General features: G+C 62.0%; 15 protein-coding genes. 4 read left to right on the forward strand and 11 right to left on the reverse strand.

The window, feature by feature from the left end:
* Positions 1-98 precede the first annotated feature (98 nt).
* The 5 genes from prfC to BS626_RS12130 all read right to left on the reverse strand — a co-directional run bounded on the left by prfC (position 99) and on the right by BS626_RS12130 (position 6,127).
* Positions 99-1,688, reverse strand: a complete 1,590-nt coding sequence (prfC, locus tag BS626_RS12110; protein WP_075182665.1) for a peptide chain release factor 3 — start codon at positions 1,686-1,688, stop codon at positions 99-101.
* A 105-nt stretch (positions 1,689-1,793) separates the two neighbouring features.
* Positions 1,794-2,612 carry a CPBP family intramembrane glutamic endopeptidase gene (locus tag BS626_RS12115; protein WP_075182811.1) on the reverse strand — a complete coding sequence of 273 codons (819 nt, stop codon included), beginning with the start codon at positions 2,610-2,612 and terminating at the stop codon, positions 1,794-1,796.
* A 28-nt stretch (positions 2,613-2,640) separates the two neighbouring features.
* Positions 2,641-3,621, reverse strand: coding sequence for a nucleoside hydrolase (locus BS626_RS12120; protein ID WP_075182666.1), 981 nt, complete (start codon positions 3,619-3,621; stop codon positions 2,641-2,643).
* On the reverse strand, positions 3,602-4,654 hold the full coding sequence (locus BS626_RS12125) for a LacI family DNA-binding transcriptional regulator (protein ID WP_075182667.1): 1,053 nt from the start codon (positions 4,652-4,654) through the stop codon (positions 3,602-3,604). The genes BS626_RS12120 and BS626_RS12125 overlap by 20 nt, the downstream gene beginning before the upstream one ends.
* A gap of 93 nt (positions 4,655-4,747) precedes the next feature.
* On the reverse strand, positions 4,748-6,127 hold the full coding sequence (locus BS626_RS12130) for an MFS transporter (protein WP_075182668.1): 1,380 nt from the start codon (positions 6,125-6,127) through the stop codon (positions 4,748-4,750).
* Positions 6,128-6,610: 483 nt separating this feature from the next.
* Between BS626_RS12130 and BS626_RS12135 the strand changes: the two genes are divergently transcribed.
* Positions 6,611-7,336: a MurR/RpiR family transcriptional regulator gene (locus BS626_RS12135; RefSeq protein WP_075182669.1), complete on the forward strand. Its 726-nt coding sequence runs from the start codon at positions 6,611-6,613 to the stop codon at positions 7,334-7,336.
* 146 nt (positions 7,337-7,482) lie between these two features.
* Positions 7,483-8,916 carry a 6-phospho-beta-glucosidase gene (locus BS626_RS12140; protein WP_075182812.1) on the forward strand — a complete coding sequence of 478 codons (1,434 nt, stop codon included), beginning with the start codon at positions 7,483-7,485 and terminating at the stop codon, positions 8,914-8,916.
* Between the two features lie 42 nt (positions 8,917-8,958).
* Here BS626_RS12140 and BS626_RS12145 read toward each other — a convergent pair whose 3' ends face one another.
* The 4 genes from BS626_RS12145 to gcvT form a co-directional block, all read right to left on the reverse strand.
* A complete protein-coding gene (locus BS626_RS12145) occupies positions 8,959-9,699 on the reverse strand; it encodes an SDR family oxidoreductase (protein WP_075182670.1) in 741 nt (246 codons plus the stop codon).
* Positions 9,700-9,761: 62 nt separating this feature from the next.
* The gene (gene gcvP / locus BS626_RS12150) at positions 9,762-12,632 is read right to left on the reverse strand and encodes an aminomethyl-transferring glycine dehydrogenase (RefSeq protein ID WP_075182671.1); all 2,871 of its coding nucleotides are present in this window, start codon (positions 12,630-12,632) and stop codon (positions 9,762-9,764) included.
* A 28-nt stretch (positions 12,633-12,660) separates the two neighbouring features.
* Entirely contained in the window at positions 12,661-13,050 is a 390-nt protein-coding gene (gene gcvH / locus BS626_RS12155) for a glycine cleavage system protein GcvH (protein WP_075182813.1), read from the reverse strand.
* 29 nt (positions 13,051-13,079) lie between these two features.
* The gene (gene gcvT, locus BS626_RS12160) at positions 13,080-14,174 is read right to left on the reverse strand and encodes a glycine cleavage system aminomethyltransferase GcvT (RefSeq protein WP_075182672.1); all 1,095 of its coding nucleotides are present in this window, start codon (positions 14,172-14,174) and stop codon (positions 13,080-13,082) included.
* A 469-nt stretch (positions 14,175-14,643) separates the two neighbouring features.
* On the opposite strand from gcvT, the gene BS626_RS12170 reads away from it, so the two are divergent.
* On the forward strand, positions 14,644-16,674 hold the full coding sequence (locus tag BS626_RS12170; protein ID WP_075182674.1) for an NADPH-dependent 2,4-dienoyl-CoA reductase: 2,031 nt from the start codon (positions 14,644-14,646) through the stop codon (positions 16,672-16,674).
* Here the strand turns inward: BS626_RS12170 and rlmG are convergent.
* Positions 16,671-17,795, reverse strand: coding sequence for a 23S rRNA (guanine(1835)-N(2))-methyltransferase RlmG (rlmG, locus tag BS626_RS12175; protein WP_075182675.1), 1,125 nt, complete (start codon positions 17,793-17,795; stop codon positions 16,671-16,673). The genes BS626_RS12170 and rlmG overlap by 4 nt on opposite strands.
* 73 nt (positions 17,796-17,868) lie before the next feature.
* Here rlmG and BS626_RS12180 point away from each other — a divergent pair, with 73 nt between their 5' ends.
* A complete protein-coding gene (locus BS626_RS12180) occupies positions 17,869-18,375 on the forward strand; it encodes a M48 family metallopeptidase (RefSeq protein ID WP_075182676.1) in 507 nt (168 codons plus the stop codon).
* Here the strand turns inward: BS626_RS12180 and BS626_RS12185 are convergent.
* Positions 18,372-19,679, reverse strand: a complete 1,308-nt coding sequence (locus tag BS626_RS12185) for a serine hydrolase (RefSeq protein WP_139308828.1) — start codon at positions 19,677-19,679, stop codon at positions 18,372-18,374. The two genes, BS626_RS12180 and BS626_RS12185, sit on opposite strands and share 4 nt — an antisense overlap.
* Positions 19,680-19,736 lie beyond the last annotated feature (57 nt).

Consider the following 19,736-nt stretch of genomic DNA (forward strand, 5'->3'; position numbering starts at 1 on the left):
TTCGAAAACAGCGCATAATGGCGTTTTTTTAGGAGCAGTCTGTAAGAATTGCGGAAGAAAACAGCGCCCGCAGTGGCGGACGCTGCAAAACAGTGGGATCAGTGCTCGCGGGTTTTGCGGAAGGTGACGTCGGGAAAACGTTCCTGCGTCAGGTTAAGGTTCACCATCGTTGGCGCGATGTAGGTCAGGTTATCGCCACCGTCGAGCGCGAGGTTCACCTCATTCTTACGCTGAAATTCATCGAATTTTTTCACGTCGCCACACTCCACCCAGCGGGCGGTGGCAACGTTAATCGATTCGTAAATCGCCTCGACGTTGTATTCGCTTTTCAGGCGCGCCACGACCACGTCAAACTGCAGCACGCCGACGGCGCCGACAATCAGATCGTTGTTGTGAACCGGCCGGAACACCTGCACCGCGCCCTCTTCCGACAGCTGCACCAGCCCCTTCAGCAGCTGCTTCTGCTTCAGTGGATCGCGCAGGCGAATGCGGCGAAACAGCTCCGGGGCGAAGTTCGGAATGCCGGTGAACTTCATGGCTTCGCCCTGGGTAAAGGTGTCGCCAATCTGGATGGTGCCGTGATTGTGCAGGCCGATGATGTCGCCCGGGTAAGCCTCTTCCACGTGTGAGCGATCGCCGGCCATAAAGGTCAGCGCATCGGCAATCACCACGTCTTTACCGGTGCGCACCTGACGCAGCTTCATGCCCTTCTCATACTTACCGGATACCACGCGCATAAAGGCCACGCGGTCACGGTGTTTCGGGTCCATGTTGGCCTGAATTTTAAATACGAAGCCGCTGAATTTTTCCTCTTTCGCTTCCACCACGCGGCTGTCGGTGGTGCGCGGCATCGGCGCCGGCGCCCAGCTGACCAGGCCATCGAGCATATGGTCAACGCCAAAGTTGCCCAGCGCGGTGCCGAAGAACACCGGCGTGAGCTCGCCGGCGAGGAACAGTTCGCGGTCAAACTCGTGCGAGGCGCCCTGCACCAGCTCCAGCTCGTCGCGCAGCTGCTGCGCCAACTCGTCGCCGACGGCGGCATCCAGCTCCGGGTTATGGAGTCCTTTCACCACTCGCACATCCTGAATGGTGTGCCCTTTCCCGCTCTGGTACAGGATGGTTTCATCGTTGTAAAGATGGTAAACCCCCTTGAACAATTTGCCGCAGCCAATCGGCCAGGTGATCGGCGCGCAGGCAATCTTCAGCTCGCTCTCCACCTCATCCAGCAGCTCCATCGGATCGCGGATATCGCGGTCCAGCTTATTCATAAAGGTGATGATTGGCGTGTCGCGCAGGCGGGTGACTTCCATCAGCTTACGGGTACGATCCTCAACGCCCTTGGCGGCATCAATCACCATCAGGCAGCAGTCCACGGCGGTGAGCGTGCGGTAGGTGTCTTCGGAGAAGTCTTCGTGGCCCGGGGTGTCCAGCAGGTTTACCAGGCTGTCGCGATAGGGAAACTGCATCACCGACGTGGTGATAGAGATGCCGCGCTGTTTCTCCATCTCCATCCAGTCGGATTTTGCGTGCTGATTTGAGCCGCGCCCTTTCACCGTGCCGGCGGTCTGGATTGCCTGTCCGAACAGCAGCACCTTTTCAGTAATGGTGGTTTTACCGGCGTCGGGGTGCGAGATGATCGCGAAGGTGCGACGACGCGCAACCTCCTGCATAAAAGGAGCATTAGACATGTAAAGGATTCTTCTGTTGACGGCGCCACGACGCGACGCATGGGGTTAATACACACTGGGCGCCATTTTCACCGATCCGGCGGCGAGAAACAATCCTGCTGCGCCTCAGGCCGGTCGCCACACTGGCCAGGTAAAGCACAGCAGATGGATCAGATTCAGCGAGAAGTGAAACAGGGTAGCTACCCACAGCCGGCCGCTCCACCACCAGGCGAGGCCGTAGATGACCCCGGCCAGCGCGGCAAAGGCTACCAGCAGCGGGCCGCCGGCCAGATGCGCCAGGCCAAATAGCAGCGAGGCCAGCAGCAGTCCGCCCCAGCCGCCGCAGCACGCCTGCAGTCGGGACTGCAGCCAGCCGCGAAACAGCGCCTCTTCCGCCAGGGAGACAAAAAACAGATTGGCCAGTACAAACTGCGGCAGCCACGCCGGCAGATGCGGCTCCAGGCGCAGGCCGCCGAGCGCCACCGCCAGTAGCAGTAACGCCGGTACGCTCAGCGCCAGCAGCAGCCACCGCCTCCGCCCCACCGGCCGGGCCGGCGTACGGGCCAGCACGCCCGGCAGCATCGCCGCCAGCAGAAACGGCACCATGGCTTTGTCCAGGTTAAACCACAGGCTGGCCGGGGCGCTCTGCGGCCCAACCGCCACGCTGTCCACCACCTTCAGATTTGTGAAGCCCGGCAGCAGATGCAGAAACAGCCCGGCGCACAGCAGCACCAGCAGCGCCTCGCTGGCGGCCTGCCAGCGTGGCCGATCGCCAAGCAGCGCATGACCGCGCGCCAGCATCCCGCCGGCGATCAGGATCAGCACGCCGCTGAGGGCGATGCTTCCTTGCCACCAGCCCAGCAGCACTGCGACCCCGGCCAGGCCAGTAGCCAGCGTACGTTGGACAAATAACAGCCCCAGCGCGATGGCCAGTAGCAGCCAGATTCCTTCCTGTGTCATCTCAATATCCTGATTACGTGTTGGCCAGTACGCTGTTAATCAGCGCCAGCAGGCGAACATTATCCACCTGCGTCAAAACAGTAATGGGCGGCTGCGGCGGCAGCACTATCCCCACGTCGAGACGCAGCGGATGGCGAACGCGCCAGCTGCGCCCGCGGGTTGGCCCGGCATGCAGATCAATCCCTACCTGAAACGCTGCCCGCTCGACCAGTGAAGGATCCAGCAGCCACGCCACCGCCAGCGCATCGTGGATCCAACAGCCCGGCAGCTGCCGGGTCTGCATCGCGTAGGCGATCCACGGGCGCATGGTATGAGCAATATAGTCAGCCAGCGGCGTATGCAGGCCGGCAATCCGATCGAGATCCGCTTCGGTCATCAGGGTTTGCGTCGTGACATCCATTGGCACCAGCGTGATGCGCGCGCCACTGTGCAACACTTTGTGCGCGGCCTCGGGGTCGAGACCAAAGTTGGTGTCCTTCAGGTAGTGATCAACGGCAAACACGCCGCCCATAATGACAATTTCCGCCACCTGCCCGGCCATTGCCGGAAAGAGCTGCATCGCTAACGCCACGTTGGTCAGCGGGCCAATGGCTACCAGGGTTATCTCACCGGGACGCGCGCAAATCAGCTCGCCCATCGCCTGCGCCGCACGCGGTTCGCCGGCCGGCCCCTTCGGCGGCACGGCCACTCCCTGCCACAGCCCCGCCAGCCCGTTTTCGTGAACGCGGCGATCCAGCTGGGCCCGCCACGGTTCTGCCGGCTCCACCAGCGCCTCAGACGCCCCGCGTACTACCGGCACCGCGCGACCGCTGCGCGCCACCAGGTCCTGCGCCACTGCCAGTCCCGTCTCGCTGGGAGTATTGCCGGAAACGGTGGTAATCAGCTCCAGCCTGAGCCCCGGTGAGGCCAGCGCCAGCGCTAATGCCAGGCCGTCGTCGGTGTTCGCACCGGGAATGCCATTTCCCGGATCGCAATCAATAATCACGCTTTTCATCGGTGTCTCCGCTATGCAGCTCTCCGGCGGGGCAGCCGCAAGACTCACCCAGCTCAAGCTGATAATCAAACTCACGCAGCACGGTCTCGCCGCTCCACTGCTGAAGCAGGGCAATGGCCGTTTTAGCCATCTCTCGTACCGGCTGCCGCACGGTGGTCAGGGTGGGGACGGTGTAGCGCGACTGCGCGGTCCCGTTGAAGCACACCAGCGCCACATCCTGTGGCACACGCAGTCGATGACGATTTAGCGCGCTGATTGCCCCGATTGCCTGCCCCTCATTKCTGCAAAACAGCGCCCGCGGACGCGATCGTCCGGACAGCATGGCGCAGACGGCAGCAAACCCGCCCTGCCGGCTGTAATCGCTGTGAAACACCCACTCCGGCCGCACCGCCAGCCCGGCCTCAACCATGGCATCTTTCCAGCCATCCAGCCGATCGTGGGTGTTGAGCATCTCCTGCGGGCCGGCAAGGATCCCGACGTCGCGGTAGCCGTGGCTGAGCAGGTGCTGCGTTACCTGTCGCGCGGCCGCGCGCTCATCCACCCGCAGTACGCTGACGTTACGCGCCGGATCAACCCGATCCAGCATCACAAAGGGGGTGCCACTGGCCTGAATCATGTCGATATAGGGATGGCGATCGACGCTGGTGTAGAACAGGCCGTCGACCGGATGGGACAGCAGGTGGTGCAGCAGCGCTTTTTCGCGTTTACGGCAGTCACCGGCATCCCCCAGCAGCATCACCAGGCCATTATTCAGCGCCTCCTGCTGAAAGGCGTGCGCCACCGAAGCAATAAAAGGGTTGGAGATATTGGGCACAACCAGCCCGTAGGTTTTACTGCGTCCGGATGCCAGCGAGCGCGCGGCGCCGTTTGGCCGGTAACCGGTGGCTTTGATTGCGTCCAGCACTCGCTGCCGGGTCGCCTCGGCAACCGGTCTGGGTCCATCATTAATGACGTAGCTGACGACGGCCACCGAGGTGCCCGCTGCCTTCGCGACATCCGCGCGGGTGATGCGCGGCGGAGTTGTTTTCGCCAATCTGGTTCCTGCTTATTTTACCCTGATAGCAATGGCATACCGGCCCTGAAGGCCGGCGAAATATCTCATGACCGCTTTTTCCCTGACGACGCGCTATACGGCGTCTTCTGGCAGGTTCAGATCGCGCCCGCGCGTTTCGGGCGCCACAAAGGTGGTGAAAAAGCCAATCCCGGCCATCACCATAAAGTAGAGCGCAATCGGCCACCAGTGCCCGGTCCACGACAGCAGCGCGGCCGCAATCAGCGGCGCCGTGCCCCCGGACAGGATGGAGCCCAGCTCTTTAGCCACCGCCATTTTGGTGTAGCGGTGACGTACGCCAAACAGCTCAACCCCCCACGCCGCCTGCACGCCAAAGATCCCCAGCGAAGCCAGCCCCATGCCCACCACAATTACCGGAATCACTATCGCCGGCTCGCGGGAGTCCAGCAGCATAAAAGCTGGAAATGCGTAGACCATCAGTAGCAGGCAGAAAATGCGGTAGGTGATGCGGCGGCCAAAGCGATCGGACAGCCAGCCGGCCAGCGGAATGATCAGAAAGCCCAGCAGCGAGGCGATAAACACCGCCGAGGTCGGCACCGACTTGTCCACCATCAGCACTTTCGCCACGTAGCCAATGATAAAGCCCTGCGCAAGATAGGAGGGGCCGTTTTCGCCAATGCGCAGGCCAACCATCACCCAGAACGCACGGCTACGCTGCCAGAAGCTGCGGCGCGCCGCCGGCGCCGGCTGTGAGACCACTGCGGCGCGCTCGGCCTGTAGCTGCGCTTTCTGCTGTTCAAACACCGGCGTTTCGCGCAGCTGACGACGCAGCCACAGCGCCACCAGCGCAATCACCGCGCTGCTTAAGAACGGAATGCGCCAGCCCCACTCCAGCAGGCTCTGCTGGTCCATTTGTACGACCGCCAACCAGACCAGTGAAGCCAGCAGCGTGCCGCTGTTAGAGCCGAGGGCGATCACCGACGACACCAGCCCGCGCCGCCGCGCCGGGGCGTACTCACCGAGCATCACCGTACCGCCGGACAGCTCCGCACCGGCACCGAAGCCCTGGCTAAAGCGCAGCAGCACCAGCAGCAGCGGGGCCCACAGGCCGATCGCCGCGTAGCTGGGGATCAGCCCGATGAGCGTGGTGGAGAGCCCCATCAGGATAATGGTGCTGACCATGACGACCTTGCGCCCGCGGCGATCGCCCAGCCAGCCAAAGAAGAGCGCCCCCAGCGGACGGGCCAGAAAGCCGACCGACCAGGTCGCAAAGCTGGCCAGCAGCGCCATGGCCGGCGTGGCCTGCGGAAAGAACACATCGCCGAAGACAATCCCGGCGGCAAGGCCATACAGCGCGAAGTCGGCATACTCCATGGCGGTGCCTAACCAACAGGAGAAGGTGGCACGCCAGAAATCCTGACGACCTTCGGGGGTAGCAAAACGGGCATCCGCAGCGGAGGAGGCCGGTGCAGGAGAAGTGTGCGGTGTAGTCATGAAAAGTCCCTGTTAACGTACAAATCAATCAGTGCCCGTCCCTGGGCTCCGATGAAGGAGGAAACCGCTGGTCAGGTGCCGATGTATTGGAATTCCCTGGTGTTGGAATCTGTTATTGTTCAGCCCGCGCCGACGTTATCGTCGATCTCTGTGTGCAGAACAACCCAATGTTTGCCTGTCCGCGCCGTGACGCATCAGCTTTCATCCTGTCGTCATTATATCTACGCGCGTAGATAAAGCAATCCCCTTCACGCGCTATCGTTAATAAAGTTTCACATTATCCACCGGCAACTTGATGGCATGATCTAGTTAATCAATAAGTTAAATTTAACTGGTCATGTAAAGCGGAAACAAATCGCAATCATTATGAAGATAAGCTTACTGCATCGCTCCGCCAGCCACCGCGAATCCTCGCCGCCTCGCCTGCCCGGGCGGGCGAAATCTGCTAAGGTAACGGCTCGGTGTTTTTTCTGGGGCAAGGTCATGTTTTCTCATGCGGCACTGGCGACGCTTAACGCGCTGGAAATGCAGGTGTATCACTTCGTTATCACGCATCGCGATACCATCTGCTCGATGACCATTCGCCAGCTGGCAGAAGCCGCAGGGGTCTCGACCACTACCGTGCTGCGCTTCTGCCGCAAAATGGAGTGTGATGGCTGGGCGGAGTTCCGCATCCGCGTCAAGCTGTGGCTGGCAGAACCCGCTGAACAGCCGGAAAATTTCGGTCTGAGCGACATCATGGGCTTTTTCCGCAGCATCGATAATGCGGAATTTGACGCGCAGATCGCCAGGGCGACCCGGCTGCTTGCCGAGGCCAGGCAGGTGATTTTTGTTGGCGCGGGCAGCTCCGGCACGCTGGGCAAGTATGGCGCACGTTTCTTTTCTAACATGGGAAAGCTGAGCAGCTATATTGACGACCCCTGGTATCCTATCAATCGCGACGGCTACCGCGATGCGGTGGCGGTGATCCTTTCGGTCTCCGGTGAAACGGCGGAGATCCTGCGCCTGGCCAGCCAGCTGAGCCAGCAGCACTGCCGCGTGATCAGCCTGACCCGCAGTGCACACTGTTCACTGGCCGGACTGTCGGATCTCAACCTCTCCTATCACATTCCACAGGACCGCCTGGCCGGACAGTACGATATCACCTCGCAAATTCCGGTGATGTATCTGCTGGAAACCCTCGGCCGTTCGCTGGCGTTGCGGGGATAAAAAAACAGGCTGTTTTTTTACGGTAACATGTCACTTTTCCCCACCGGTGTTATAGCGTGACAAGGCTTTTTGCTTTGCTACACTGCGGCAGACACCGGTTCTGAGCGCGACGCGACGTCGGGCAGCAAGGAGAAGAGACCATGAGCATGCAGCAGCAGTTTCCACAGGACTTTTTATGGGGCGGCGCGGTCGCCGCGCACCAGGTTGAGGGCGGTTGGGATCGCGGCGGTAAAGGCATCAGCATCGCCGATGTCCTCTCCGGCGGGGCACACGGCGTCGACCGGGTAATCACCGACGGCATCCAGCCCGGGTACCACTATCCTAATCACGAAGCGGTCGATTTTTATCACCGTTTTCGCGACGACATTGCGCTGTTTGCCGAAATGGGCTTCAAATGTTTTCGCACCTCAATCGCCTGGACGCGCATCTTTCCGAACGGCGATGAACAGGAACCTAACGAAGCCGGTCTGCAGTTCTACGATGAGATGTTCGATGAACTGTTAAAACACGGCATTGAGCCGGTGATTACCCTGTCGCATTTTGAAATGCCGTGGCACCTGGTAAAAGCCTATGGCGGCTGGGCCGATCGTCGGGTCGTTGACTGCTTTGTGCGCTTTAGCGAAGTGGTGATGACGCGCTATCGTCACAAAGTGAAATACTGGATGACGTTTAACGAGATCAATAACCAGCGCAACTGGAAGTATCCGCTGTTTGGCTACTGCTGTTCCGGGGTGGTATTTACCGAACACGAGAATCCGGAAAAAACCCTGTATCAGGTGCTGCACCACCAGTTTGTCGCCAGCGCGAAAGTGGTCAAGCTGGGGCGCACCATCAATCCGCAGTTCAACATTGGCTGCATGATCGCCATGGTGCCAATTTACCCCTTCTCCTGCCACCCGGACGACGTCATGGTCGCGCAGGAAGCGATGCGCCAGCGCTGGCTGTTCAGCGATGTACAGGTGCGCGGCTACTATCCCTCTTATATCGTGAATGAGTGGGCGCGCAAAGATATTGCCCCCACGATGCAGCCCGAGGATGCGCAGATCCTGCGCGAAGGCTGCACCGATTATATCGGCCTGAGCTATTACATGAGCAATGCCGTGCAGGCGCACGGTGACGGCGGCGGCAGTGCGCTGACCGGCTTTGAAGGCAGCGTTCCGAACCCGCACGTCAACGCCTCCGACTGGGGCTGGCAGATTGATCCGGTAGGGCTGCGCTATAGCCTGTCGGCGCTGTGGGAGCGCTATCAAAAGCCGCTGTTTGTTGTGGAAAATGGCTTTGGCGCCATCGATAAGCCGGCCGCCGACGGGACGATTCACGATGACTATCGGATAGCCTACCTGCAAGCGCACATTGCCGAAATGAAAAAGGCGGTTTGCGAGGATGGCGTGGCGCTGATGGGCTATACGCCGTGGGGCTGCCTGGACTGCGTCTCGTTTACCACCGGGCAGTACAGCAAACGCTACGGCTTTATCTACGTTGATAAACATGACGACGGCAGCGGCAGTATGGCCCGTGCGAAAAAGCAAAGTTTTTACTGGTATCAGCAGGTGATTGCCAGCAACGGTGAGACGCTGTAATCCCTGCGGGCGCGGCCTTCCACCGCCGCGCCCGCGCCGCGATCAGCGCCCGCCGGCCGCGTCGATCAGCGAGCCGGTGACGTAGGAAGCGCTATCGCTCAGCAGCCAGCCGATGATCTCCGCCACTTCTTCCGGCTGACCGCCACGCTGCATCGGTATCGACGCGGCCAGCCGGTCAACGCGGTGCGGCTCGCCCCCGTCCGCGTGCATCTCGGTGTAGATAAAGCCGGGGCGGACGCCGTTTACGCGGATCCCCTGCGCCGCCACCTCCAGTGACAGTCCCTGAGTGATCGCATCCATGGCCGCTTTCGAGGCGGCGTAATCAACGTACTCATTGGGTGCGCCCAGCCGGGCGGCGGCGGAGGAGACATTCACAATCGCGCCGCCTTTGCCGTGGGGCAGCGCCATGCGCTTCACCGCTTCGCGGCAGCACAGCAGGGTGCCGGTGACGTTGGTCGTCAGCACCCGGTTAATCCGTTCGGCGGTCAGTCCGGTCACCCGCGACTGGGTAAACAGTACCCCGGCGTTATTGACCAGCGCGGCCAGATGACCGTGCGCCTGATCGATACGCGCAAACATCGCCAGCACCTGCTGCTCATCGGCAATATCGGCTTGCACGCTAAACGCGCGCCCGCCCTCTTTTTCAATCTGAAATACCAGCGCCTCCGCGTCGTCAACGCGCTGGCGGTAGTTGACCACCACCCGGTATCCCTGACGCGCCAGTAGCAGCGATGTCGCGCGGCCAATACCGCGACTGCCGCCGGTCACCAGTGCAATATTCATCGCTCCCCTCCTAAAAAAAAGGCCGGGCAGCAGCGCCCGGCCTGTTAATGACTATAGCGCTCTCAGGCGTATTCGCTCATCGGCACGCAGGCACAGAACAGATTACGATCGCCGTAGACGTCGTCGAGACGCTTGACCGTTGGCCAGTATTTATTGTGATAGCCCGCCGGGAACGCCGCCAGTTCACGGCTGTAGGGGTGTGACCACTCCCCCATCAGCTCAGGCTGAATGTGTGGGGCGTTAACCAGCGGGTTATCGTCCGCCGGCCACTCCCCGGCGGCCACGCGATCGATCTCCATGCGGATGGCCAGCATGGCGTCGATGAAGCGATCCAGTTCGGCTTTGCTCTCCGACTCGGTCGGCTCGACCATCAGCGTGCCGGCTACCGGGAATGACATGGTCGGCGCGTGGAAACCGTAATCAATCAGGCGCTTGGCAATGTCCAGCTCACCGATCCCGGTCTGCTCTTTCAGCGGCCGGATATCGAGAATGCATTCGTGCGCCACGTGCCCCTCGCGACCGGTGTACAGAACCGGCCAGGCGCTGCCCAGACGTTTGGCAAGGTAGTTAGCATTCAGGATCGCCACCGAGCTGGCCTGCTTCAGCCCCTCGGCGCCCATCATGCGGATATACATCCAGCTGATTGGCAGGATCGAGGCGCTACCAAACGGCGCCGCCGACACCGCGCCCTGCTGCGTCAGTACGCCGTCGAGCTGCACCACGCTGTGGCCGGGAACAAAGGGCGCAAGGTGGGCTTTCACACCGATCGGTCCCATGCCCGGGCCGCCGCCGCCGTGTGGAATACAGAAGGTTTTATGTAGATTAAGGTGTGACACGTCCGCGCCGATGTAGCCCGGCGTGGTGATCCCCACCTGCGCATTCATGTTAGCGCCATCAAGGTAAACCTGACCGCCAAACTGGTGCACAATGTGGCATACCTCGCGGATGGTCTCTTCATAGACGCCGTGGGTCGACGGATAGGTGACCATGATGCAGGAGAGCGCCTCGCCCGCCTGCTGCGCTTTTTCACGCAGATCGTGCAGATCGATATTGCCCTGCCTGTCGCAGGCCACCACCACCACGCTCATCCCGGCCATCTGCGCCGACGCCGGGTTGGTGCCGTGCGCCGAAGAGGGGATCAGGCAGATATGCCGTGCGCCTTCATTGCGGCTTTCATGATAGCGGCGGATCGCCAGCAGCCCGGCATATTCGCCCTGCGCACCGGAATTCGGCTGCATACAGAGCGCATCGTAGCCGGTCAGCTGCACCAGCCACTGCGACAGCTGGCCAATCATTTGCACATAGCCACCGGCCTGCTCCACCGGACAGAAGGGGTGCAGCTCGGCGAATTCTGGCCAGGTGATCGGGATCATCTCCGCCGCGGCGTTCAGCTTCATCGTGCAGGATCCCAGCGGGATCATGGCCTGGTTCAGCGCCAGATCCTTTTTCTCCAGGCTGTGCATATAGCGCATCATCTCGGTTTCGCTGTGATAGCGGTTAAACACCGGATGGGTGAGAATTGGCGTGCGGCGCTGCATCGCCGCCGGGATCGCAGCGCTGTCCTGTGCCTGCGCATCCAGCGCAGCAATGTGTATTCCGTGGGCGTCACCCAGCAGAATGGCAAACAGCGTGTTCACATCGTCCCGGGTGGTGGTTTCGTCCAGCGTGATCCCCACCGCATTGCGTAAATCGCTCCGCAGATTGACGCCAAAGCTCAGCGCGCGCTCAATGATCGCCGCCTTGTCAACGACCTCCACGGTCAGGGTGTCGAACCAGTGATGATGGCGCAACCTGACGCCCCCCTGCTGCAGGCCAAGCGCCAGCAGTGTCGTCAGGCGGTGAATTCGATCGGCAATGCGCTTCAGCCCCACCGGCCCGTGGTAGACGGCATACAGGCTGGCGATATTCGCCAGCAGCACCTGCGAGGTGCAAATATTCGAGTTCGCCTTTTCACGGCGAATGTGCTGTTCGCGGGTCTGCATTGCCATGCGCAGCGCGGTGTTGCCGGCGGCATCGCGCGACACGCCAATAATACGTCCCGGCATGGCGCGTTTAAATTCGTCGCGGCTGGCGAAGAATGCCGCGTGCGGCCCGCCGTAGCCCATAGGTACGCCGAAGCGCTGGGCCGAGCCAAACACAATATCGGCGCCCTGCTGACCCGGGGCTGTCAGGCTAACCAGCGCCATCAGCTCAGCGGCCACGCTGATCACCACCTTCCGCTCGCGCAGCTCGTCGATCAGCGCGCGATAATCATGCACCTCGCCGCCGGTACCGACCTGCTGCAGCAGCACGCCGAACAGATCCTGATGATCGCGGGCTTTTTCCGCCTGATCCACCACGAGGGTGAAGCCGAAGGTCTCAGCGCGAGTGCGCACCACGTCCAGGGTTTGCGGATGGACGTCGGCGGCGACAAAAAAGGTATTGGCGTGTTTCAGCTTGCTGATGCGTTTGGCCATCGCCATCGCTTCGGCAGCGGCGGTGGCCTCATCCAGCAGCGAGGCCGACGCCACGTCGAGGCCGGTCAGATCGAGCGTCAACTGCTGAAAATTCAGCAGCGCTTCCAGCCGTCCCTGTGACACTTCCGGCTGATAAGGCGTATAAGCGGTATACCAGCCGGGATTTTCCAGCATATTGCGCAGAATCACCGGCGGCGTCAGCACCGCGCTGTAGCCCATGCCGATCCAGGATTTATAACGCTGGTTCTGACTGGCCATCGCTTTCAGTTCGGCCAGCGCCTGATGCTCGGTGCAGGCATCACCGACGGCGGGCGGGCCCGGCAGTTGAATATCGGTCGGCACGATGCGGCCAATCAGCGCCGCCAGCGACTCGGCGCCCACGGCCGCCAGCATCTGCTGCTGCTCATCGGCAGAAGGCCCAATATGGCGTTCAATAAAGGCGCCGGTATGTTCAAGCTGACTGAGGGTCTGGGTCATAGCGATACATCCTGGTTACGACAGAAAATTATTCGGCGATCAGCGCGCTGTAGGCGGCGGCATCCAGCAGCGCGGCGACTTCACTTTCATCACTGGCTTTGATCTTGTAGATCCAGCCGTCTGCGTAGGGGGCGCCATTGACGGTCTCCGGGCTTCCGTCCAGACCGGCGTTCACTTCGAGGATCTCACCGGAAATCGGGCTGTAGATGTCGGAGGCAGCCTTGACTGATTCAACCACCCCCACGGTGTCATTGGCGTTCACCTGCTCGCCCACCGCCGGCGTCACTTCGACAAACACCACATCGCCCAGCAGTTCCTGAGCGTGATGGGTGATGCCCACCACGTAGACGCCCTCGCCCTCGGCGCGGACCCATTCATGTTCGGCAGAATATTTCAGGCTGTTTGGTACATTGCTCATTACGGGTTCTCCAAAAAACATCAGCGGAATTACGCAACCGGCTTGCCGGCGCGAACAAACAGGGGGGCGGTGACGGCCACCGGCACTTCACGATGGCGGATCACCACGGTAGCGCTGTCGACGAGGGCCACCGGTACCCGGGCCAGCGCGATGCTGTAGCCCAGCGTCGGTGAGAAGGTGCCGCTGGTGATCGTCCCTTCCAGCAGGTTGCCCTGCGCATCGCTGCCGCGTACCGGCAGACCGCTGCGCAACACGCCTTTCTCTTTCATGACCAGCCCCACCAGCTTGTCGCCGACGGTGTGGCGCTGGCGCTCCAGCGCCTCACGGCCGATAAACTCGCGATCGGGCGGCGCCCAGGCAACCGTCCAGGCCATGTTAGCCGCCAGCGGCGAGACCTGCTCATCCATGTCCTGGCCATACAGGTTCATACCGGCCTCCAGCCGCAGCGTGTCGCGCGCGCCCAACCCGGCCGGTTGCACGCCCGCCGCCAGCAGCCGCTGCCAAAAATCCGCGGCGCACGCCGCGGGCAGCGCGATCTCATAGCCAGCCTCACCGGTATAGCCGGTAGTGGCGATAAACAGGTCGCCGGCCTGCACGCCGTAAAAAGGTTTCATCCCGTCAATAGCCTGACGCTGTGCCTCGCTGAGCAGCGTCTGTACTTTCGCCTGCGCCTGCGGCCCCTGCACGGCAATCAGCGCCAGATCGTCGCGCTCGCGCAGGGTGACGTCATACGCCTGCGCGTGGCGGGCGATCCACGCCAGATCCTTCTCGCGCGTGGCCGAGTTGACCACCAGGCGAAAGCTATCTTCAGCGAGAAAATAGACAATCAGATCGTCAATGACGCCGCCCGATGCGTTGAGCATCGCGGTGTAGAGCGCTCTGCCGGGCTGGGTCAGTTTGGCCACGTCGTTGGCCAGCAGATAACGCAAAAACTCACGGGTGCGCACGCCCTGCAGATCCACGATGGTCATGTGCGAAACGTCAAACATGCCGGCATCGCTGCGCACCGCGTGATGTTCGTCCAGCTGCGAGCCGTAGTGCAGCGGCATCATCCAGCCGTGGAAGTCAACCATGCGGGCACCACAGGCCTGGTGCTGAGCAAACAAAGGGGTCTGCTGGGTCATTGGGGTCCTCTCGGGAGTCAAGTCAGCCTGCACGAATGGTCGCAAAACAGCGCGACGCAAACGATACCATGCCGGCAAAGTTATCACCTTCAGCGGGGATTAACCATAAGCTAAATGAGGGTGAACCGTTTCGGTGCACGAAAAAAGAGATCGCAGTGTGCAGCATTTTGAGCTGGAAAAATGCGGCACATGCCACACAAAATCAGACCTGTTCGGTAAAACACCGATGTGATGGGCAGTCAGCCATTTTTATCACCGCTTTTTTTCATCCCACCCGCGCCTTTTCAGATAATAAAAAGTAATTCGAACGCGGAATAGAATTAGAATTTTTCAAACGATGCGCCATATTGGTGCAGCGCGCAGGGCGGCCCCTTTTTTGACGCGACTCACAGCTTTGCGCTCGCCGTCTGGCCTTTGACGACCCAGCAGGTAAAGTTAACTCATCCGACCACTGACTGTTCAGGCTGCTATGGCGACCACAACCTCCGTTTTTTCTCCCCTTGATTTGGGTTTCACCCAGCTGAAAAATCGCTTTCTGATGGGATCGATGCATACCGGGCTGGAAGAGCATCCGGACGGTGCCGCCCGGCTGGCGGCGTTTTACGCCGAGCGGGCCGCCGCCGGAGTGGCCCTGATCGTGACCGGTGGGATTGCCCCCTGCGCCAGCGGCGTGGTCAGCGCCGGCGCGTCCGTGCTGGACAGCGAGAGCCAGCTGGCGCATCACCAGCAGATTACCGCCGCGGTCCACACCGCCGGCGGTAAAATTGCCCTGCAAATTCTGCACGCAGGGCGCTATAGCTATCAGCCGGATCTGGTCGCACCGTCCGCGCTGCAGGCACCCATCAATCCCTTTCTGCCCCATGCCCTGCGCGAGGAGGAGATTAACGCGCTGATCGCCGACTTTGCCCGCTGCGCGCGGCTGGCACAGCAGGCGGGCTACGACGGCGTCGAGATCATGGGATCCGAGGGGTATCTGATTAATCAATTTCTGGTCGCGCGAACCAATCAGCGCAGCGACGGCTGGGGGGGAAGCGTGGCGGCGCGGCAGCGCTTTGCCATCGCCATTATGCAAGCGGTACGTGCGGCGGTGGGTCAGGATTTTATTGTTATTTTTCGTCTGTCGATGATCGATCTGGTGGAAGACGGCAGCACCCTGCAGGAGACCATCAGCCTGGCCCAGGCCATTGAGGCGGCGGGTGCCACCCTGATCAACACCGGCATTGGCTGGCACGAAGCGCGTATCCCTACCATTGCCACCTCAGTACCGCGCGCCGCCTTCGGTTGGGTAACCCGGGCGCTGCGTCCACATCTGCGCATTCCGCTGATTGCCACCAACCGCATCAACCATCCCGATGTGGCTCAGGCGCTGCTGGATGAGGGCGCGGCCGATATGGTATCGATGGCGCGTCCGTTCCTGGCCGATGCGGCTTTTGTTGCCAAAGCCGCCGCCGGCAAGGCGGCGGCGATCAATACCTGTATCGGCTGCAATCAGGCCTGCCTTGATCAGGTATTTGTCGGCAAGATAACCTCCTGCCTCGTTAATCCCCGCGCCTGTCGGGAGACGCTGATGCCGCTGCTGCCGGCGCGCCGGCCCGTGCGGCTGGCGGTCGTCGGTGCCGGCCCGGCCGGGCTGGCCTGCGCGCTCACCGCCGCGCAGCGCGGCCATCAGGTGACGCTGTTCGACGCCGCCGCAGAGATTGGCGGCCAGTTCAACCTGGCCAAAACCGTTCCCGGCAAAGAGGAGTTCGCCGAAACCCTGCGCTATTTCCGTTATCAGCTCGATGCCTCGGGCGTCAGCCTGCGGCTGGGCGAGCGGGTGAACGCGCCGGCGCTGCTCGACTTTGACGAGGTGGTGCTGGCAACCGGCATTGTTCCGCGCACGCCGGCGATCCCCGGTCTCGATCACCCTTCGGTGATGAGCTATCTCGAGGTGTTGCGCGACCGGCGGCCGGTCGGCCAGCGGGTAGCGATCATCGGCGCCGGCGGCATTGGGTTTGATGTGGCAGAGTTTCTCAGCCAGAACGGCCCGTCGGCGAGTGAGGATATTGCGGCGTTTTGCGCCGAATGGGGGATCGACACCAGCCTGCAGCAGCGCGGCGGCCTGACCCGACCGGCGCCGGTGCCTTCGGCACGGCAAATCTGGCTGCTGCAGCGCAAAGCGGGCAAGCCCGGCGCCGGGCTGGGGAAAACCACCGGCTGGATCCATCGCGCCAGCCTGCAGATGCGCGGCGTGACACTGTGGGGCAGCATACAGTATCAGCACATTGACGATGCCGGTTTGCATCTGCTGCGCGACGGCGAGCCGCTGACGCTGGCGGTGGATAATGTGATTATCTGCGCCGGACAGGAGCCCCAGCGGGCGCTGGCCGCGCCGCTGCGGGACGCCGGCAAGCCGGTCCACGTGATCGGCGGCGCCGACGTGGCGCTGGAGCTGGATGCGCGCCGCGCGATTGCGCAGGGAACCGCGCTGGCGCTGGCGCTGGAGGGACCAGCCGCCTAGCGCAGCTTGACCGCGCGCAGCACCATGAACTTGGGGTTGGTGGCAACGGTCGTGCAGTTGCCAAACAGCTTTTTCAGCTGGCGATAATAGTCGAGGTGGCGGTTGGCCACCACGCGCAACTCGCCGCCCTGCTGCAGGCAGCGGCGCGCGTCGCGGAACATCTGCCAGGCGATGTGATCGGTGACCGCGTGCTGCTGGTGAAAGGGCGGATTACAGAGCACCGCCTGCGCCCGGTCCGGCGCAAAGCCGGCCAGCGCGTTATTCACGGTAAAGGTTGTGCGCGGCAGCGCCTGCGGCAGATTTTCCACCACATTGCGGTGGCTGGAGGCGATGGCCATGTAGGACTCATCAACAAACTGCAGCGTGGCGTCCGGGTTCAACGCCAGTGCCTGCAGGCCAATCACCCCGTTGCCGCAGCCTAGATCAATGATCTCACCGCGCAGCCCCTGCGGCAGATGCTGCAGAAAAAAGCGCGCGCCGATATCGAGGCCGCCGCGGGAAAACACGTTGGCGTGGTTGTGCAGCGTCCAGCCCTGCTCCTCGAGCGGCCACGTCAGCGTCTCCGGCCGTTCGGCCAGCGGTGGCAGCGTGGCGATGCTGAACACCAGCCGGGCTTTCTTCTGCGCCAGCGAGGTGCGGGTTTCTCCCAGAATCTGCTCAAACAGCTGCAGCGTAGAGCGGTGAATATCACGCGCCTTGGCACCGGCTATGATCACCGTTTCCGGCGTCACGATCGTCCGCAGGGCGCGCAGCTGATGTTCAAGCAGCGCCAGCGTTTTCGGGATTTTGATCAGCACGCAGGCCGGCGCCGACGGCAGCGGGGCCAGGCTATCCAGTAGCGTCACCGCACTGTCGTCAAGGCCGTTACGCTGCAGGTTTTGCCGGGTCGCCTGTTGGGCTATCCATGAGTCGCTGACGCTCCACACCTCCCGCGGCGCCAGCGCGCAGGCCAGCGCGCCGAAGGCATCGTTCAGCACCAGCACTGGCCCCTGCGTCGGCAGCGGCTGCGCCAGCAGGTATTCATCCGCGGCATCCCAGGCCTGCAGCGAACCCGCCTGCCCCTCGCGATGAGGAAAGCGGTGTAGCGTCAGGGTCCGGTTGCTCAGTTCAAGTTGGCTCATGGGATCTCCGTGGTAAGATGAGCAGCCCGCAAAACGGGCGCGCAGTATACTGGTTTTTGTTTACGGAGTCCTGATGTCCTCACTGATTTACCTGCAAGGCTATCCCGAGACGCTGCTGGAACAGGTGCGATCGCTGATTGCCCAGCGGCGGCTGGGCGACGTGCTGGCCAGCCGCTACCCGGATCGCCACAGCATTACCAGCGACAGCGCCCTCTGGGAGTACGTCACCGGGTTAAAACAGCGCTGGCTGCGCAACGCGCCGCCCATCAATAAAGTCGCCTATGACAGTAAAATCCGGGTGATGAAGCACGCACTGGGGCTGCATACCGCCGTCTCGCGGGTGCAGGGCGGCAAACTGAAAGCCAAGGCGGAAATCCGCGTCGCCACGCTGTTTAAGCAGGCGCCGGAGCCCTTCCTGAAAATGATCGTGGTGCACGAGCTCGCGCACCTCAAGGAGAAGGATCACAACAAGGCGTTTTACCAGCTGTGCTGTCATATGGAGCCGCACTATCACCAGCTGGAATTTGACACCCGCCTGTGGCTGACCCAGCGGGCGTTAGCCGGCCAGGGCGAAGGCTAATCCGCGCTCAGCGCCGCAGTAAGCGCCTGGAAAAACAGCGCGCTCTCCAGCGGCTGGCGATCCGCCGCCGGTTCTGCCTGCGGCCAGGTTGACCACTGAACCATCACCACCTTCGCCTGACGGTCAATGGCGATGACCTGGCCGTAAATGCCCAGCGCCCACAGCGCGCTCGTCCCGCGCTGCTCACTGGCGGAATCCCCATGCCAGGTGGCCGGTACGCGATTATTCCACCACTGGTAACCGTAGCGCCCCTCCGGGTAGTCCGCCGACACCGATCCCTGCGCGTGGCTCCAGCGAGTGGCATCGTCAAGCCAGTGCGGCGGCAAGGTTTCGCGGCCATCCGCCAGTTGTCCACCATCAAGAATATACTGGCCAAACCGCCCCCAGTCGCGCAGGGTGGCGTTGAATCCATGCCCGCCCATATCGTGAACGCCCGGCTGATAAGCGTGCCAGATACCGTCGCGCGCCATGCCATAAGGCTGCCAAATCGTTTGCTGCAGCCAGCGCGCCAGCGGCTGGCCGGTCGCGCGCTCCAGTATGTCACCCAGCAGCCACGCGCCGCCGGTGTTGTAAGACCAGCGCTGCCCCGGCGCCACGCCCGGCAGGCGCCGCACATTGCGCACCAGCTGGCGCACGCAGGCGTAAGCATCGGGCCGCGTTTCACACTGGGTCAGCGCGGCAAAATCTCCGTGCGGATCGGTATAGTCTTCATTCCAGGCCACCCCAGAAGTATGCGTGATCAGCTGCTTCAGCGTCACCCCGTCCCACGCGGTGCCGATAAAATCCGGCTCGTAGCGGGTGATCGGATCGTCAAGCGAGGCGATCTTCCCCTGCTTCAGGGCAATGCCCACCAGCGTCGATACCACCGATTTGCCTACCGAACGCGATGTCCATAGCGTGGTCGCGGTATTGCCGTGCAGGTAGCGCTCCAGCACAATTTTACCGTCGTGCAGAATCAGCATTCCCTGCACATTCTGCGCGCGCAGATAGTCATCAAGATGACGGATTTTGCCCCGCCAGTGATAGCGGATATCAGGCAGTGGCGCTGCCGCCGGAGGCAGCGCTTTCACCACGCTGCCGTGGCTGAAGCGATCGCCGGGATATTGCCGGTAATCATTACGGAACCCGATCAGCTGCTGGGACGGCGACCATGACAGCAGACTGCCTGTCGGCGGCAGATGCCGATCGCAAGGCTGCGGGGCCTGCATCAGGCCATCCACCCGGCACGCGTCAGCGTCCGCCAGCGCGCTGGCACACCCTGACGACAGGAAAAACAGCAGTGCGTAAACGCAACGTTTTTTCATCATCGGCTCCTTGATTCGTTTATCCGTGACGTCCGCCGCGCGTCATCGCGCGGCCTG

This window comes from Pantoea sp. 1.19 (assembly GCF_001922585.1).
Classification (GTDB): Bacteria; Pseudomonadota; Gammaproteobacteria; order Enterobacterales; family Enterobacteriaceae; genus 1-19.

Coding starts and splice junctions, on each gene's coding strand:
- BS626_RS12130 (WP_075182668.1), bottom strand. CDS start 6,127: ATGACTACACCGCACACTTCTCCTGCACCGGCCTCCTCCGCTGCGGAT.
- BS626_RS12120 (WP_075182666.1), bottom strand. CDS start 3,621: ATGAAAAGCGTGATTATTGATTGCGATCCGGGAAATGGCATTCCCGGT.
- BS626_RS12180 (WP_075182676.1), top strand. CDS start 17,869: ATGTCCTCACTGATTTACCTGCAAGGCTATCCCGAGACGCTGCTGGAA.
- BS626_RS12185 (WP_139308828.1), bottom strand. CDS start 19,679: ATGAAAAAACGTTGCGTTTACGCACTGCTGTTTTTCCTGTCGTCAGGG.
- gcvP (WP_075182671.1), bottom strand. CDS start 12,632: ATGACCCAGACCCTCAGTCAGCTTGAACATACCGGCGCCTTTATTGAA.
- BS626_RS12140 (WP_075182812.1), top strand. CDS start 7,483: ATGCAGCAGCAGTTTCCACAGGACTTTTTATGGGGCGGCGCGGTCGCC.
- gcvH (WP_075182813.1), bottom strand. CDS start 13,050: ATGAGCAATGTACCAAACAGCCTGAAATATTCTGCCGAACATGAATGG.
- prfC (WP_075182665.1), bottom strand. CDS start 1,688: ATGTCTAATGCTCCTTTTATGCAGGAGGTTGCGCGTCGTCGCACCTTC.
- BS626_RS12170 (WP_075182674.1), top strand. CDS start 14,644: ATGGCGACCACAACCTCCGTTTTTTCTCCCCTTGATTTGGGTTTCACC.
- gcvT (WP_075182672.1), bottom strand. CDS start 14,174: ATGACCCAGCAGACCCCTTTGTTTGCTCAGCACCAGGCCTGTGGTGCC.
- BS626_RS12135 (WP_075182669.1), top strand. CDS start 6,611: ATGTTTTCTCATGCGGCACTGGCGACGCTTAACGCGCTGGAAATGCAG.
- rlmG (WP_075182675.1), bottom strand. CDS start 17,795: ATGAGCCAACTTGAACTGAGCAACCGGACCCTGACGCTACACCGCTTT.
- BS626_RS12145 (WP_075182670.1), bottom strand. CDS start 9,699: ATGAATATTGCACTGGTGACCGGCGGCAGTCGCGGTATTGGCCGCGCG.